This is a genomic window from Ruminococcus gauvreauii (genome assembly GCF_025151995.1).
Lineage (GTDB): Bacteria > Bacillota > Clostridia > Lachnospirales > Lachnospiraceae > Ruminococcus_G > Ruminococcus_G gauvreauii.
On sequence record NZ_CP102290.1, the window covers coordinates 681,409 to 698,669 of the forward strand.

Annotated in this window: 17 protein-coding genes; 6 read left to right on the forward strand and 11 right to left on the reverse strand. The window is 45.1% G+C overall.

The window, feature by feature from the left end; translation table 11 throughout:
- Positions 1–18: 18 nt before the first annotated feature.
- The 6 genes from NQ502_RS03300 to NQ502_RS03325 all read right to left on the reverse strand — a co-directional run bounded on the left by NQ502_RS03300 (position 19) and on the right by NQ502_RS03325 (position 4,468).
- A complete protein-coding gene (locus NQ502_RS03300; protein WP_028529501.1) occupies positions 19–963 on the reverse strand; it encodes a serine hydrolase domain-containing protein in 945 nt (314 codons plus the stop codon).
- Between the two features lie 46 nt (positions 964–1,009).
- A complete protein-coding gene (locus NQ502_RS03305) occupies positions 1,010–1,705 on the reverse strand; it encodes a cytochrome c biogenesis CcdA family protein (protein WP_028529500.1) in 696 nt (231 codons plus the stop codon).
- A gap of 25 nt (positions 1,706–1,730) precedes the next feature.
- Positions 1,731–2,000: a hypothetical protein gene (locus NQ502_RS03310; RefSeq protein ID WP_028529499.1), complete on the reverse strand. Its 270-nt coding sequence runs from the start codon at positions 1,998–2,000 to the stop codon at positions 1,731–1,733.
- A 186-nt stretch (positions 2,001–2,186) separates the two neighbouring features.
- A complete protein-coding gene (locus NQ502_RS03315; protein WP_028529498.1) occupies positions 2,187–2,558 on the reverse strand; it encodes a DUF6144 family protein in 372 nt (123 codons plus the stop codon).
- A 149-nt stretch (positions 2,559–2,707) separates the two neighbouring features.
- Entirely contained in the window at positions 2,708–3,541 is an 834-nt protein-coding gene (locus tag NQ502_RS03320; RefSeq protein ID WP_028529497.1) for an AraC family transcriptional regulator, read from the reverse strand.
- Between the two features lie 42 nt (positions 3,542–3,583).
- Positions 3,584–4,468, reverse strand: a complete 885-nt coding sequence (locus tag NQ502_RS03325; RefSeq protein ID WP_028529496.1) for a LysR family transcriptional regulator — start codon at positions 4,466–4,468, stop codon at positions 3,584–3,586.
- A gap of 196 nt (positions 4,469–4,664) precedes the next feature.
- On the opposite strand from NQ502_RS03325, the gene NQ502_RS03330 reads away from it, so the two are divergent.
- On the forward strand, positions 4,665–5,414 hold the full coding sequence (locus tag NQ502_RS03330) for a FadR/GntR family transcriptional regulator (protein ID WP_028529495.1): 750 nt from the start codon (positions 4,665–4,667) through the stop codon (positions 5,412–5,414).
- A 48-nt stretch (positions 5,415–5,462) separates the two neighbouring features.
- Here the strand turns inward: NQ502_RS03330 and NQ502_RS03335 are convergent, their stop codons facing one another.
- The 3 genes from NQ502_RS03335 to NQ502_RS03345 are packed head-to-tail and all read right to left on the reverse strand — an operon-like array spanning position 5,463 to position 9,032.
- Entirely contained in the window at positions 5,463–6,518 is a 1,056-nt protein-coding gene (locus NQ502_RS03335) for a sugar ABC transporter substrate-binding protein (RefSeq protein ID WP_028529494.1), read from the reverse strand.
- Positions 6,519–6,567: 49 nt separating this feature from the next.
- Positions 6,568–7,533 (reverse strand): ABC transporter permease, encoded by a 966-nt coding sequence (locus NQ502_RS03340; protein ID WP_044983448.1) that lies wholly within the window; start codon positions 7,531–7,533, stop codon positions 6,568–6,570.
- Positions 7,530–9,032: a sugar ABC transporter ATP-binding protein gene (locus tag NQ502_RS03345; protein WP_049898320.1), complete on the reverse strand. Its 1,503-nt coding sequence runs from the start codon at positions 9,030–9,032 to the stop codon at positions 7,530–7,532. The genes NQ502_RS03340 and NQ502_RS03345 overlap by 4 nt, the downstream gene beginning before the upstream one ends.
- A gap of 245 nt (positions 9,033–9,277) precedes the next feature.
- Between NQ502_RS03345 and NQ502_RS03350 the strand changes: the two genes are divergently transcribed.
- From NQ502_RS03350 to NQ502_RS03370, 5 genes are all read left to right on the forward strand, one after another.
- Positions 9,278–10,900, forward strand: a complete 1,623-nt coding sequence (locus NQ502_RS03350) for a helix-turn-helix domain-containing protein (RefSeq protein WP_028529492.1) — start codon at positions 9,278–9,280, stop codon at positions 10,898–10,900.
- A gap of 11 nt (positions 10,901–10,911) precedes the next feature.
- Complete coding sequence (locus tag NQ502_RS03355) at positions 10,912–11,982, forward strand: sensor histidine kinase (RefSeq protein WP_049898318.1); 1,071 nt, start codon at positions 10,912–10,914, stop codon at positions 11,980–11,982.
- Between the two features lie 8 nt (positions 11,983–11,990).
- Positions 11,991–13,403, forward strand: a complete 1,413-nt coding sequence (locus NQ502_RS03360; RefSeq protein ID WP_148511955.1) for a sugar ABC transporter ATP-binding protein — start codon at positions 11,991–11,993, stop codon at positions 13,401–13,403.
- Between the two features lie 157 nt (positions 13,404–13,560).
- Positions 13,561–14,403 carry an AraC family transcriptional regulator gene (locus NQ502_RS03365; protein WP_028529490.1) on the forward strand — a complete coding sequence of 281 codons (843 nt, stop codon included), beginning with the start codon at positions 13,561–13,563 and terminating at the stop codon, positions 14,401–14,403.
- On the forward strand, positions 14,390–15,277 hold the full coding sequence (locus tag NQ502_RS03370; RefSeq protein WP_028529489.1) for a DMT family transporter: 888 nt from the start codon (positions 14,390–14,392) through the stop codon (positions 15,275–15,277). The genes NQ502_RS03365 and NQ502_RS03370 overlap by 14 nt, the downstream gene beginning before the upstream one ends.
- Positions 15,278–15,289: 12 nt before the next feature.
- On the opposite strand, the gene NQ502_RS03375 is transcribed toward NQ502_RS03370, so the two are convergent.
- On the reverse strand, positions 15,290–16,018 hold the full coding sequence (locus NQ502_RS03375) for a FadR/GntR family transcriptional regulator (RefSeq protein WP_028529488.1): 729 nt from the start codon (positions 16,016–16,018) through the stop codon (positions 15,290–15,292).
- Between the two features lie 104 nt (positions 16,019–16,122).
- A complete protein-coding gene (locus tag NQ502_RS03380; protein ID WP_028529487.1) occupies positions 16,123–17,241 on the reverse strand; it encodes an ABC transporter ATP-binding protein in 1,119 nt (372 codons plus the stop codon).
- Positions 17,242–17,261 lie beyond the last annotated feature (20 nt).

Below are 17,261 nucleotides of genomic sequence, written 5' to 3' on the forward strand. Positions count from 1 at the left end.
TGTTAATTACTACCGGCTTTAAACCTGTGTCACCAGATCCTCCCAGATCAGCTTACGAAGCGGTGATGTGGCATAAATGCCGTTGGACCCGCCATCGGATTTTTCAAGAGAAATCACGCTGACTACCGCATTTTTTTCCGGTAGCATGACACAATACTGCCCGAAGATTCCCCACATATACGACGCATGATTGACCGGATCGATCCAGGTCTGATAACCGTATCCCGCCGCAGCCGGCGGATCGCCGGGAATGAATTCTCCCGTTGTGGAGTAAGAAGTCGTCATGTCTTTTACATATTCTTCAGAAAGGATCCGTTTTCCATTAAATACACCGCCATTGACCAGCAGCTGACCGAAGCGTCCGACCTCATCGATATTCAGCTGCAGTGCATTTGCCGCAATCGTGTGCCCCATCGGGCAGCTGGTCCATTCCACATTGTGAATGCCGATTGGCTCAAACAGACGATAGCGAAGATACTCACGCATATTCTGCCCGCACTTTTTCTCAATCAGGCATCCCAGTATATAGGGATTTGCATTGTTGTACAGAAAGGCTGATCCCGGTTTCTGATCAAATTTCCCGTCCGTATAGAAGAATCGTACCCAGTCACGGACATGCTTCCTCTCATAACCATCCCGCCAGAACATTGTTTCACTCAGACCGGTCCGCATCGTCAGAAGATCCCGTACCGTAATACCCGCTGCATTTTCATTGGTGATATCGTAACTGGCCTCAGGAAAGCTGCCCATCACACGCTCATCCAATGTGATCAGCCCTTCCTCCAGCGCAAGTCCTGCAGCAGCTCCAATAAAAGTCTTACCGACAGAATACAGTTCAAACCGCGGCTTCGCTTCAAACCGGGTCCACTCGTCCGCGATCTCCCCATCCCTGCGCACCTGTGCCGCCAGGACGAAAAAATCATTTTTGTCCACGTCCTCCATAAACTTTTTTACCAATGTCATTTGAAACCTCCTCCCATCGTTCATGTATTTTTAAATTCTTACCTGTTTAATCAGATAAGAATGCAAAGCCGATCATGATTACACCCAGTAATCCAATGGCGATTGCCAATAAGGCACGCAGCTTCCTGCTGATTCTTTCATACTTGGGATCGTGTATCCATCGGTCCGCTGCGCTGTATCCGCATCCGGCAGCGACAGTCAGGATACTGTGGCCGACCGCATACAGTGCCAGCAAAAAGATTCCCCATCCCGTGTTTTCTGATTCCGCCGCCAGAGCAAGCAGAGCGATCATCACCGGGGTGGCACAGTGTGAGGCAAATATCCCGCTCAAAACACCCGCTGTCAGCGCGCCAATATATCCCTTCTTTACTGCTTCCTGTCGATGACAGTGTGGTATGACCGATATGACTCCCCACAGCTGCAGAGCCATCAGAAGCATCAATACTCCCAGCAGCATGTGCCACCACATCCCAATATCATGAAACAAATGGCCGATTGCGGAAGCCAGTGTACCGAAAGTCCCGAATGTCAGCGCCATTCCAAACGCCATGGTAAGCGACAGCCTCAGCGCCTTTCTGCCGTCATCACCGGCAGAACTGCCGATATATGCAACGACTACCGGGACACTTGACAGGGAGCATGGGGTAAAAGATGTCAGTATGCCTGCGATGAAAGATAACAGCGGCGCAATCCACAGATGTTCTTTCATCAGCTCCGCCAGTGTGTTCAGAATCTCTGTCATCTCATCTCCTCCCTCAGTACCGCATTCAGTCCCTCTGTTCTCTTTGTTTATTAACAAAATAAAGGATAATGTTGGCCGCAACAACGATCAGATTTAAAATGTAGAAGAACAGCACATAGGTTATATTGTGACTTAAAATTTTTGCCGCCATTCCACATAGGTATCCAATCTCGATGAGACACAGGAAAGTCAGACTGACGCCCTTCGTAGTTTTTGCCAGAAACGCTTTTCTGAAATTAATCGGCCATGAAGCACCGAAACAGAGCAGCATGATAATCTCACATAGATTTGCCATCTCATCCTCTCCTTAACATTGCAACCAACTCACTTGTTCAACAACTCTACTTGTATTCAGCTTACACTGATCATCACGATTTGAGAAGATTGAATTTCCTTAACATTCGTTTATAAAAAATATACATGCAAAATATTCACAAATTTTATTATCATTTTTGCACAATAAAAATCAAAACCTCTTATCTCACTGCCATTTAGGGTTGTGCAGAATAATCTTCATCAGACATACTTCATCGCCCATCTTTATACTTTTCAGCAGCTCAACATCAGCATTACAGTCAAATGCCTTTTCAAAAAGAGTTTTACTGTAACCGGCAGTACACTGACACCATGTATTTGTCTCTAATTTTTCCACGCCCTCAAGCATCGGGCAGGGGCAAAATCCAAACTGCAGAAAAAGTTCGCCGTCTTTACAGAAAAGACCTGCCGCCTTCGCCTTCTCCGAATTTTCAAGTTGTTCTTTACCAAACACTACCTCATTCGCAATATCCTCACTGCTTTCTGTTTTCACTGCTTCATAAATTGCTTTCTCTTGAATTTTTCTGATATCAAACATAATTTTCTCCGTATTCCTGACTTATTAATTAACCAGCTATGTTTTCGAAATTAGAAAAATGACCTCCTTTCTATGAATATAGAAGTATTTCGAAACACTTCTAATATTATAGAAAGAAAGTCATTCTGCTGACTTCTGAATTCTTGCTGTTACAAAACAGGAATACATAAATCCATAACAACGCTGTGATCGTCCCTGTCAATGCGGCGATAAATATTTAATCCATATCTTTGCGCCATGCGATAACCGCTGTGAGGCAGCCAAACGTTGAAAACTCCCTGCAATGTCTCAAAAATGTCTTTGATTTCTCCGTCAAAATGATATACAATCCATCTGCCGCCTCTGATCCACATGACATTATCCATGCCACAATCCGGTTCTACCGTCATGCAGATATCACAAATACACTGTGATGGATCTGTAATAGCCGGATCATGAAAAAAGCGCTCTATCGGGACTGTTTTCTCATTCATAAACGAATGATATTTATCAAAAAACTGAAACCAGTGTTTTTCAATATCCAAATAGCTTCCAATAAATCGCTCATATATCACGAAAAAATCTTCAAGCTCCTGAATTTCTATATGTGCGGCATATTCTTCAGCTGTCCTGAAGTGCACAACCCGATCCGGCGTAAAGGGAACGGGCATACTGTGTGTTGGTATTGACCGCTTGTACATGGCAGGAGACATATTATGGTGCTTTCTGAATAACGAACTATAGTTGGATGAACTATATCCATAATCAAGGCCGATATCCGTAATTGTTTTCGTCGGAATAAGTTTCATATCAATTGCACTCTGGTCAACCCTGCAGCGTTTAATAAACGCATAAATGCTTTCGCCGGTTTCTTCTTTGAACATACGGCTAAAATGATATTTTGATACATAAAAATGAGCAGATATGCTGTCCAGCGATAAATCCTCATCTAAATGCCGCATAATATAATCAATGCTTTGATCAACAAGTTTTTTCCTGTCCATACATCTCCATTCTTCTCTTCACAGAACATACGCTGACATTGTTTACCGGCAGATCCGTTCGGCTGTCTTCACAAATTCCTGTATCACAGGACGGCAGATCCGATGACAGCCAATCCCCAGTATAATGGGAATTTCCCAGTCCGTCGGAATAATCTGAAATTCAGAGAAACTGTCTTCATATCTGGCATAGGTCAGCAGCACGGATTTCTCAATATCACATTTCAGATGGAGCATGCTGTCATAGCTGACGATATCCGCCAGCTGAATCTCTGGTTCATTGCAGAGTATATAGTCTCTCAGATGGTCCTCGCACCTGGCGATGCCCCGATGATAGATCAGCAGCCTTTCTCCCCTGAGATCTTCAAAACGAATGATCTTTCTGTCCGCCAGCCGATGATCCGGTAGAACTGCACAGGAAAACCGTGTTTCCAGCAGAGCGGTAAACTGAACATCCGTAGTATCCGGATAATAATAATTCATCATATATTCCGCACAGATATCAAAGCTGCCCTTCTGAAACTCTTTAAAATATTCCTCCGGGGCAAAATCCCGAAATTCAATCTTCACGTTCGGATGTGTCTGTTTAAACTCCCGGCAGATATCTGACAGCAGAATCGGCTTCAGGTTCGGTATGGATCCGATCACAACCCTTTCTTTTTCACTGTCCTGACTGTTCCGGCATTGCTTTAATACCTGTTCATATTTTCTCAGAAGTATCTGATTCTCTTCCAGAAAATATTTTCCCTCTTCCGTCACATACACACCCTTGTGATCCCTGGAAAAAATCTCAAATCCCACATCTGCTTCAATCTGTTTAATCTGCTGCACCAATGCTGATCTGGATACATGCAGTTCATCTGCAGCCTTTGCGATACTTCCGTATTTTTCAATGACCAGTAACCGGTCGATGGTTCTGACGTTCAGCATTACCGTTCCCCCTGTCATTTCTGCATCACTTGTTCAACAAGTGAATTATAACACATATCATCAAATAAACCAATCACTAACCTTGCGTTTTCCATAAAGTCAGTTTATAATTAAGATACCCGGAGCAATTCATGGGTATTACGGGGCAAAATGCCTTTGCACCCAGTATCATAAAAACGCTAAGGAGTAATCTGATATGGCAGAGTTAAGCAGGAATTTGAAAATCAAAAAACCATCCGCTCCTGATCTGGTATGTGAGGAAATGAAATCCCTGATCTCTCAGGGAATCTGGCAGAAAGGGCAGAGAATCCCATCAGAAAGTGAAATGGCCGATGCCTTTGGCGTCAACCGTTTTACCGTCAGAATGGCACTGCAGAAATTAAACACGCTCGGCGTTCTTCAGACAAAAGTCGGAGACGGAACCTATGTCTGTTGTTTTGATTTAGAAAAGCACCTGCAGACAATCTCCGAGTTCTATATGACTCCGGAGCTACTCGACGATGTTGCCGAGTTTCGATCCATGATCGAAGTTGAGTGCGCACGGCTGGCTGTCAAAAGGGCAACCCACGATGAAATCGAAGCACTGCGGTTCTGCTGTCAGGATTTTGAAGAAAAGGTCATCACTTACGTCTCAACTCCCCATAAATCCCCGCGCCGGAAACTGCTCCTGACAGCGTTAAATGACAGCGACATCGAGCTTCACAGCCAGTTGTGTAAAATGTCTCACAATGAACTGCTGATCTATGCATATTCGACAGCAAAGGAAGCAATCCGTGAATACACTCTGACCCTTGGCCACCGCCGTCTGATTCATCTGTCCTTCACGGATGATATCCCTACCATTAAAGATCACTGGAGTCTCTGCCGTGCTATCGAAAACAGGGATTTTGATACCTGCAGAAACATTCTGCTGGAAATGATCGATTACCGAAATACTGAGAATTAACGACGACAGGCACTTCCTGAATAGGAAGTGCCTGTTTAAAATCTTTTGTTATCTTGTTGTTGCGATCAATTCTTCGTAATTGTCCTGAGTCATATCAGACATTTCGATATTCGTACGTTCTTCGATCTCTTCGCCCTTATAAACCTTCTCTGCGATCTCGCCGCACAGGGTTCCGATGCTTGGCCAGCTCACAAAGATTGCATATTTCTGCTCGCCGTTCTTTACCAGATAACCGTCATCTTCTACGCTCACAACGCCTACCGTTGTAACATCATCAGACATACCGGCTGCCTTCAGGGCTTCCACAGCACCGACGATCATCTTGCCGTCAGCACCGACGATACAGTCAATCTTGTCACCATATGTCTGGATCCAGTCTTCTGTAACCTGCATTGCTGTGGCTGTTTCAAACTCACCTGTCTGGGAAGAAAGAACCGTCAGGTCGTCGCGGGAAGAGATTCCTTCCATAAACCCTTCTTCACGCAGAAGTGTGGCTTCACGTCCCGGAGTACCCTGCAGATAGCAGATGTTTGCGTTCTCCGGCAGGTTTTCTGCACACCATTTACCCTGTCCCAGCCCAAGAGCCTTCTCATCGAACCCAATGAATTTCCATTCGCCGCCGGATGCCTCGGTGCCGACCATGAATACCGGCACGCCTTCTTCATTGCAGGCTTTGACTGCTGTTGTATTTCCCTGTGTATCAACACCGATGATAAACATCATATCCACGCCTTTGCTGAGCAATGTCTCAACGTTTGTCGTCTGTTTTTCGATATCTTTCGCGGAGTCAGCCGTGAGGGCCTCTACTTTGTCCGCGCCTACTGATTTGGCAAATTCATCGCTCTCCACATACTCTACGAATTTCTGCATCGCCGGATAACAGCAGTTGTCCGCATTGTCAATGTTTGCAAATCCCACACGGTATACGTAGTCCCCGCTCTTTTCGGCATCATCTGATCCGCCTTCTTCAGCGGACGCTTCGCTGCCGCTGTCACCGCCGCCGGTGCTCTCCTCTTTCTTACCGCCGCATCCTGCGAGCATCCCGACGCAGAGTACCGACACAGTCAGCATTGCCAATAACCGTTTCACCATTCTTTTTTTCATCTTTTTCTCTCCTTTATTGTTTGCTTTTTTAAATAGAATCCCTGAATCATTATGCCTTCCTGGTTTTGCGCACCTGCACATCAATGATAACTGCCAGCGCGATGATAAGGCCTTTTACAATCTTCTGCCAGTATGCAGAGACGTCCATCTGTGTCATAATATTGAGCAGCACTCCGACAAACAGGGCGCCGACTACGACACCGTATACCTTACCGGTACCGCCGTTCATGGAAGTACCACCGATGATTGCCGCTGTAATCGCATCAAACTCATACTGCTCACCGCCGTTTGGCTGGCCGGAGTTCATACGGCTCATCAGGATGACGCCTGCAAGTCCTGCTGCGGCTCCCGCGAACAGATAAGCCTGAGTTTTAACTTTCTTCGTATTGATACCGGAAGCTCTCGCCGCATCCGTGTTTCCGCCCACTGCGTATACGTAACGCCCGAAGCGGCGGCGGTTCATCAGAACCCAGTAGAAAATGAGTACTAAGATCAAAATAATAGTCGGGACCGGTATCGGGCCAACATATCCCTGCCCGAACACGGTATAACTTTCATCAAATCCGGAAATCGGCTGTGCCTGTGTAATTGCAAGAACAGCGCCGCGGCAGATGAACTGTGAAGCCAGCGTCATGATAAAATCCGGGATCCCGCAGGATGTAATGACCAGACCATTGATAAATCCGCAGAACGCACCGATTAAAATACCAACCACAAGCGAGATCACAGGATTTCCTGTAGATACCATGACCATTGTGGAAATAACACCCGACAGTGCACAGACAGACCCAGGTGACAGATCACATCCGCCTGTGATGAGTACCATCTGTGAACCAAACGCAATGATCATGATAACCGCATTCTGGCGGATGATATTGCTCAGGTTCCGTGTTGTAAAGAATGCATCACTCAAGAACGATGCTACAATCACTGCTATTACTAATATGATAAAGATACCAAACCGGCTGTAAATCTCAGCCACACTCCATTTTTTATTCGTTTTTGTATTTGTCATTGCTCGAATCCTTTCATCGCACTCTCCATTATTTTTTCCTGCGTTGCCTCTGCCACTGGCAGTTCGCCTGTCAGATATCCCTGAGACATCACTGCTATCCGGTCACTCATGCCGAGAATCTCCGGCATTTCAGACGAGATCATGATGATCGCCACGCCCTTTTTTGCCAGTTCACACATCAGTTTGTAGATTTCATATTTTGCTCCTACGTCGATACCTCTGGTCGGCTCATCCAGGATCAGTACTTTCGGCGCCCTTAGAAGCCATTTTGCCAGAACCACTTTCTGCTGATTTCCTCCTGACAGAGAAGAAACGGGTGCTTCCGGTGTCGCCAGTTTAATAGATAACGTCCTGACCATTTCATCGACATTCTGCTTCTCTTTCTTCATGCTGAGGAATCCTGATTTTTCGATATCCTTGAGACTGGCAAGCGTGATATTCTCACGGATTGAACGGCAAAGTACGACGCCCTCCCTCTTTCTGTCCTCACTTGCCATCAGCACACCGGCATCGATCGCCTGCTGCGAATTCTTGAAATTAACCTTCTTGCCATCCAGCAATACTTCTCCGGATTCTATCGGATCAAGTCCAAATACAGCACGGAACAATTCACTTCGTCCGGCACCGACCAGTCCTGCAAAACCGACGATCTCACCGGCACGGACTTTGAGATTGACGTTTTTGAAACGTCCTCCATTGAGATTTTTCAGCTCCAGTACCGTCTCGCCGACCGGCGCCGGAATTTTGGGGAACTGTTCTGTAATCTCACGTCCGACCATCTGCTTGATGATTCCGTTTTTATCGATGTCACCGATCTCACAGCTGTGTACCCACTGACCATCCCGGAAAATCGTTACCTCATCACAGATCTCAAAAATCTCATCCAGTTTGTGGGAGATATAGATAATGCCAACACCGCTTTTTCTCAGACGTTCGATATTTTCAAACAGAATATGTACTTCGGAATCCGTGATGGAAGAAGTCGGCTCATCCATGATGACAACGGATGCGTCACGTGAAATTGCCTTGACAATTTCAATCAGTGCAATATCTGAAACTGTCAGGTCTCTCATGTAGCCTTTCGGATCATAGTGAAATCCAAATTCATCGAGCAGTTTCTGCGTATCCGACCACAATCTTTTCCAGTCCACCATTTTCAATGAATCAAGCGGTTCACGTCCCAGAAAGATGTTTTCAGCAATCGTCATATTGGGAAGCGGGCTGAGCTCCTGATGGATGGTTGCAATTCCCATTTCCAGCATTTCCTTCGGGTTTTTGGGAACAATTCGTTCACCTTTATACCAGATTTCACCTTCATCCATCTTATATATACCGTTAATGATTTTCATCAGTGTAGACTTACCTGCACCATTCTCACCGCACAGAGCATGCACACTTCCAGGCTTTAATTTTAAGTTAACCCGATCCAGAGCTTTTACACCCGGAAATTCTTTCGAAACACTTTTTAATTCCAGGATGTATTCATTTCTTTCATTCACGGTTACACCTCCCTGTATACAATCTCTTCATTGTCTCCTCCCTTTCACCAATAATTTAAATTACTTCTTGCTTACAAGTGAACAATATCATATACTGAAAAATGACGAAATACTTTTCGCACATTACCTTTTATTTGTCACACCAAATCATAGATTTGTCACACCTGTATAGAAACACACCGATTTTTCACGTGTTTCCATACACTTTGACGGAGACTACCGAGTACCGAAAGAGGAAAACGCATATGAACCCCATTCGTGTCATGATTGCAGAAGACGAGATCGCTATTGCAAACCTGATTAAGAATCTCATTGACTTTGAACGTTTGAACCTGGAATTTATTGGATTTGCTCTAAATGGTCAGATTGCTTACGAGATGATTTTGTCCGAGAAACCGGATATTGTCATTACCGATATTTCCATGCCTGTTATGAACGGATTGGAACTGATTGAAAAATCCAAGGATGAAAAACTGCCGGTACATTTTATCATCATCAGCGGTCTTACCTACTTTAATTATGCACTTTCCGCCATCAAAATGGGCGTTGAGGATTATTTATTAAAACCTATCAACCAAACAGAATTAAACGACGTACTGGAAAAGACAATCCTGAAGATCGCATCTGCGCTGCAGGTCGATTTTCAGATTCAGAAACTGGGCATCGATACACATCTTCAGACCCAGAAGCTGCGGCGTTCTTTTATCATGGATATCCTGTATGATAAAGAACACCCGGTAGAATTAAATGAGCTTCAGATCAATGAAGAATATGGCTTTTCTTTCCTGTCTGATACCCCTTTTCTAATGGGTATCACTTTAATCGACGGAATTTTGGAACTTAATCTTGCCACTCAGAACGTAATTATCGAACAGCTGATGCGTAATTTCCAGACAGAGATGAAGGACCTGTGCATTGATATGGAAGTCTATAATAAAAACAATCAGTTTATTTTTCTGCTGAATTATGATCCTGACCAGGAAAGCCGGATTCTCGGTTCCATTGCTGCAATCAGAGAGGACCTGGCTTCTTATCTGTCCGCATATGAAGGGCTGCAGCTCACGATCAGCTGCGGGGTTACAGCTCCCAGGATCCAGAATCTTCCCTATTCTCTGGACACCGCACAGAAGGTTTTAAATGCACGAATCATCCAGGGACCACAGCATGTTCTATATGCAAAGGAACTTCTGCTGAATAATGTGAAACCTGACTTTATATTGTCCAGTTCAGATTCAGGCTCGATCCGATCCTGCATTGAGATCCGTGATACAAAAAAACTTGAAACCCTGCTGAAAACACTTTTTAAAGATGTGGCTTTAAATTGCCGCTCCTGTCCGCACTTACTGCTGGATGCTTTTTGCGATGCTTTATCCGGTATTCTGTCAGATTTTCATCAGCATAAGATAATCTCTGTCAATCTTGCAGACACCTATCTGCAGTACTGTGATGAGGTTGAACAGTATTTCACCTTAAAAGAGCTGATCCTTTTTACGGTATCTTTCATCCGGGAACTGCTTCCCCTTGATGATGAGACAAACTCTCAGGAAAACAGGCAGATTCAAACAGCTAAGGCTTACATCCAGGAACATTTCAGCGAAAACATCAAACTGGAAGATGTGGCGGAACAGATCTATCTGGCCCCCACTTACTTCGGTGTCCTGTTTAAAAAAGAGGTGGGTGAACCCTTCAGCTCCTATCTGACATCTGTCCGAATTGAGAAAGCAAAGGAACTGCTGCATGACGTGCGATACAATATTGCAGAAATTGCCAATGAGGTCGGTTATCAGGACAAGCGCTATTTCAGTAAATTATTCAAAGAACAGGTCGGCGTCACACCGAAAGAATACCGCAAAATTTACGCAAACTGAGGTAGAAAGCGATGCGTGAGCAATTAATCAAATGTAAACAAAACATACAGATGTTCTGCAACACACAGTATTATACAGATTTTTTAAAAAATATCGGACTCACGATCTTCTTATGGGTCTTTTTTCTGGTCTCCGCGTTTCTGCTGGCGAAGGCGCCCGCCAGATCCCGGGGGCAGCATACGATGATCATACTGTGGCTGCTGACCGGTCTGCTGGTCTTTGCTGTATTTACCGTCACTTACTGGATCCGTTATTATCATACCGTCATAACAGCGGCACTGAAAATAGAAAACATCAAAAAAAAGTATTCGCTGATTGATGCAGATAAAATGACAAATTATGTATCCTCACTCAACATTATTCTGGATCTGATCGATTCTTCGCTGGAAAAAGAATATTCGAACCGACTGCTTCAAAAACAGGCAGAGCTGGATGCCATGCAAAGCCAGATCAACCCTCATTTTCTGTATAATACGCTGGATACCATCCGCGGGTATGCCGTGATGGAGGACGCGCCATTGACTTCCGATATGGTTGAAGTGCTTTCCCGGCTGTTCCGCTACATGATCAGTCAGAAAAATGAACTGGTAACCCTGCGGCAGGAGCTGAGTACCCTGCATGATTATATAAAAATACAGGAATACCGTATTAATCAGCATATCGTTTTTATGCAGAATATTGCACCGGATCTGCAGATTATGAATTATCGTATTCCGAAACTGATCATTCAGCCTTTTATCGAAAACGCGATCAAACACGGGATCAAGGGACTCTCTAAAGATTTTGTGATCACACTGAGCATACACAATACACAGTCCCGGCTGATCATCAGCATTTCCGATAACGGCAGCGGTATGACACCGGAACAGCTTCGAACGCTGAATCAAAAACTTGCCGGAAATGAAACGGATTCGCTGCACACCGTCAAAGATAAAAAAACCGGAAGCGGTATTGCGCTTACCAATGTCAATTCAAGGATCAAGCTTTTGTACGGTGATTCATTCGGCGTCGTCGCCTACAGTACACTTGGAAAAGGATCTGAATTTCAGATATCTCTTCCTTATTATCAAAATCAGGAGTAATGATTGCCATGCAGCATGAAGTTTTGCGTCTGACCCACATTGGCCGGGCCGTCGACAACCAGATGATCAATGATATTTCATTTACGCTCTATGCTCAGGAAGCACTGTGCATTCTGACTGAAGATATCGAGACCAAAAACTTTCTTCTCGATTTTCTGCAGGGCGACATTTCGTCGGATCAGGGATATCTCTATATCAATGATACCCCGAAAACACTTTACAGTCTGGAACAGGCACGCAATGCGGGAATCTATGTCGTCGACGAAAAACAGCTGGTGGGTTCCATGAGTGTCGCACATAATCTATATATGACTTCTTCTTCTTTCTACAATAAATTAAAGTTTCTGGAACCCCATGCCATTCACGCAGCTGCGGAAGACCTGTTGGACCGTTTTTCACTGGGGTATATCAAGCCTGCGGCAGTTGTCGATACCCTGCCGTTTCCTGATATTTATATCCTCTCTATCCTGCACGCTTATACCAGCGGTGCCAAAGTCATCGTGCTCAATACGCCCTCATTTATTTTCTACCAGCCGAAAGAGACAAAAAAGCTTCAGCGCATCGTAAGCATCCTGAAGGAGAAAGGCGTATCACTGCTGTGGTTTTCCAACAAATGGAATCCAGTGTTTCAAAATTTTGACCGTTTTGCCGTTATAAAAAACGGCGTCGTCACACAGCTTTCCAAATTGACCACCATTCCTCCGGTGATCGCAGACGGTGATTTTATGAATACCCAGCTGAAACGCCTGACGCTCCATGCAGATAACAGAAAAAAAGTATTGCAGTGCATCGATGTTTCGAGTGCTGAGTACCCCGCGAAACGCTTTAACTTTTCGCTGTATCAGGGAGAAATTCTGGGAATCTGCGACAGCGACCATATTTTATCGTCTTTTATGAATTCATTGTCTGACGGAAAATTGCCTAAAACAGGGACTCTTGTACTGGATGACGCAAATTATCATCCAAATTTTCATACCAAAAACCAGATCGCATTTATATCCTCTTCGATCGGGCATCAACGGGTTTTTCCGCAGATGAATCTTTATGACAACGTGTCATTACTGCTGAATAAACCGATGTACAATGTCGGGGGGTTCTTAAATAAGCGCATACGCAACCATATGGTTTTTGCTGCACTTGAGTCCATCCATGCCGATTATCTCGTCAGGGAATACGGTTCCAGACGCAACCTGAAGGGTATGAATGTCCATGACCAGTTCATGGTGGAGATCGCCAAATGGTTATGTCTTCACCCCAGGGTTTTCATATTCAGCGACCCGTACACGGTCTACGACAATCTGTCAGAATATCATTTTGGAAGGCTGCTCGAGTATCTGCAGGAACTTGACATTTCCATCCTGCTCATCTCCAGCAGCGAAGAAAACCTGTCCAAATTCTGCACACGTGTCATCAGCACCTGAGTAAAAAAGAGGTTTCCATCTGCTGCATGGAATCTCTTTTTTGAGTTACAGTTATTACCAGCTGGGAATCTTTGTCCTGCGGGATAAAGATCATATCTTGCAAGAAATCTGTCCCCGGTTATATTAAGATAGACAAAACAAAGAGGAGTAAATGATTATGAAGCAGCCGCATGAAAAACGTCAGATCTGTTATGACCATACGCTTCAGATTGAAGCATATCAGTTAAAAGGAATCGTTCAGAAATTCCCCAATCACTTTCACGAATGTTACGTGATCGGCTACGTAGAACGGGGCAGCCGGCACCTGAAATGCAATCAGCAGGAGTATGCTCTTGAAAAAGGTGACCTGGTGCTGTTTAACCCGCTGGATAAGCATTTCTGCGAACCCGTAAACGGAGAAGATCTCGACTACAGGGCCATTAACATACCCGCAGATGTCATGATTAAAGCCGCGCGTGATATTACCGGAGCCCCATATACACCACATTTCACCAGTACAGTTGTCAGACAGAGTGACGCAGCACAGTCGGTCAACAGTCTCTATACTGCAGTGACGGAACATCAGACATCTTTTGAAAAAGAAGAGGCTTTTTTCTTTCTGCTGGAACAGATCATCAAAGAGCACTCTGAAACCTTTGAGAATGCCGATGTCTCCACGCCTGATTCCTGGATCATACAAATCTGCAGGTTTATGGAGGACTCCTATGAGCAGGAAATCAGTCTGGATGACCTCTCTGCATTTGCAGGCTTAAGCAAATCGTATCTGCTGCGGTCATTCACCCGGCAGATGGGTATCTCGCCTTACCGCTATCTGCAGACCGTACGCATAAATCAGGCAAAAAAACTTCTGGAAACCGGTACTCCGGTGATCGATACCGCTGCAAAAACCGGTTTTTCAGACCAAAGTCACTTCACCAACTTTTTCCGGAATTTTATCGGCCTGACCCCGAAACAATACCAGAGAATCTTCACAGCGGAGGTATCCCATGAGACAAAATAAGACAGCTGCAGGCCATCTGTGTGCATTCATCACCATTCTGATCTGGGGGACGACATTTATATCGACGAAAGTTCTGCTGAAAGATTTCACACCCGTTGAAATTCTGTTCTGCCGATTTCTTCTCGGCACTGCCGCTCTGTGTATCGTCCATCCGCGACGTCTGCGTCTGAAAGACCCGCGCCAGGAGATCACATTTGCATGCGCGGGACTGTGCGGTGTCTGCCTGTATTACCTGTTGGAAAACATTGCCCTGACATATACACTGGCCTCCAACGTCGGAATCATCGTTTCGGTATCTCCGTTCTTCGTGGCAATTCTGACGCACCTGTTTTCAGACGGAGAGCGTCCAAAGAAGCGCTTCTTTCTGGGATTTGCAGTTGCCGTTACCGGTATCGTGCTGATTAACATCAATGAATCAGGCGCTTTTCAGCTCAATCCCAAAGGTGACCTGCTCGCGCTGTGTGCCGCCATCATATGGGCGGTATATTCGCTTCTGTCAAAGAAGATCAGCGGCTACGGCTATAACACCATTCAGGCAACGAGACGAATCTTTTTTTACGGCCTTCTGTTTATGGTACCGGCGCTTTGCCTGTTTGGGTTCAAGCCGTCTCTTTCGTCTTTTAAGGATCCTGTGTGTATACTGAATCTGATCTATCTCGGTCTCGGTGCCTCCGCCGTGTGCTTTGTCACCTGGAACTATGCGGTCCGCTGCCTCGGTGCTGTGAAAACGAGTATTTACATATACCTCGTTCCCGTGATCACGATCGTAACTGCCGTCATCGTACTGCACGAAAGACTGACCGTGATCGCCGGTGTCGGAGCCGCGCTGACTTTAGCCGGACTGATTATATCAGAAAACAGGAGAGGGGCATAGCCCCTCTCCAAATTATTTTTTTTCAAATTCCGATCTTCTGCGCATTCCTGCCTGTTTCATCACAGCCGTGGATGCTCCGTCTATGGCATCAATCGCCGTAATCGCTTTTTCCTCATCCCTGTCCATGATAGCATTTGCCAATGTTAAATGATCAGGCACTGTCCTGACCCAGTGATACGGATCATATTCAAGTTCATTCCAATAGTCCTGAAATATACCGATCCGAAGCGAATTAACGATCTGTGCCACTGTCTGGTTCTCCGCCAGTTCCATTAACTTCATATGAAACTCATGGTCCAGGTCATCATCATACCTGTCTTGTTCATATAATGCCATCATTTCCTGCGCAAGCCTCAGCAACTCCTGTTTTCCTTTTCGGTTCTCCAGCTGAATTGCCTTTCTGACAGCCATATGTTCTAACGTTACTTTTAATTCCTGAAGCTCAAAGAGGTTTTTCTTCATCAATTTCAGCTGAACAGAAGAGTTTTCTTCCGGCGGCTCTTTTAAAAATGTTCCAAGCCCTGTCTTCACTTCAATCATTCCACGGTTTTCCAGCACACGCATGGCCTCCCGAACGGAATTTCTCCCTGTCTGAAACATTTTCGCCAGCTCACGCTCTGAAGGCAGCTTGTCTCCCGCCTGCAGCTCATTCGCTTTTGCATAATCAAAGATTGCATCCGCCACCTTGATATATAACAGATCCTTCGACACCGGCCCAATCTGAACAGTATTTTTTTCCATATTCTCCCCCTTTGACACCCTGGGTTCCTGTCAAAACACATCAGGGCAATTCCATATATAAGATAACACGATAAACTGTTATCATTATACCAACATATGGTATATTAGACAAGATTTTCACCCGTTTCTACGTCAAATAAATGGAGCAGTTCTTTGTTAATCTGAAAACGTAATGTCTCTCCATACTGCATACTGCCCTTATATTCATCAGACAATTCCGTCACGGGTACCCTAATGATAAACTCTTTTTCGTCCGCCGTCAAATGAATATGTACTTCACTTCCCATCATCTCCCAAACGTCTGATATGCCCGTCATGTTTTCACCCTCGTTGGTATCTGACAGCCTTATGTGTTCCGGTCGGATTCCCACCGTTACCTTCCGATCTCTTTGGTTTTGCCTGCTCAGGCGTCCGGCGATCCCATCCGGCAAGACAATACTTGTATTCAGCACTTCCAGCACATATTGTTTCCCATTCCTTATAAGATTGCCGTCAAGGAAATTCATCTGAGGACTGCCGATAAATCCTGCTACAAAAAGGTTTTTGGGATGGTTGAATACTTCCTGCGGCGTACCAATCTGCTGAATAAATCCATCTTTCATAATCACAATACGGTCTCCCAGTGTCATTGCTTCCGTCTGGTCATGTGTAACATACAAAAAAGTTGTATTGATTTTCTGCCGCAGTTTCATGATCTCCGCCCTCATCTGATTTCTGAGCTTTGCATCGAGATTCGAAAGCGGCTCGTCCATAAGAAAAACCCGCGGTTCTCTTACGATCGCACGCCCGATCGCTACCCGCTGCCGCTGACCTCCGGAGAGCTCTTTGGGTTTTCGCTTCAGATAATCGGTAATTCCCAGTATTTCAGCTGCCTCGCGTACTTTTTTATCAATGTCCGCCTTTTTCTCCTTTCGCAGTTTCAGCGCGAACGCCATATTTTCATAGACCGTCATATGCGGATACAACGCATAGTTCTGAAACACCATCGCAATGTCCCGGTCCTTAGGTGCAAGTTCATTGACCAGCTCCTCTCCTATATACAGTTCGCCGCTGCTGATCTCTTCCAGTCCTGCAACCATACGAAGTGTCGTAGATTTTCCGCATCCGGACGGGCCTACCAGAACTATAAATTCTTTATCATCGATTTCCAGATTAAAGTCATGGACTGCTACAACATCCTTTCCATATACTTTTTTAATATTATGTAATGAAACTTTTGCCATACCGTTCCTCCATTTCACAT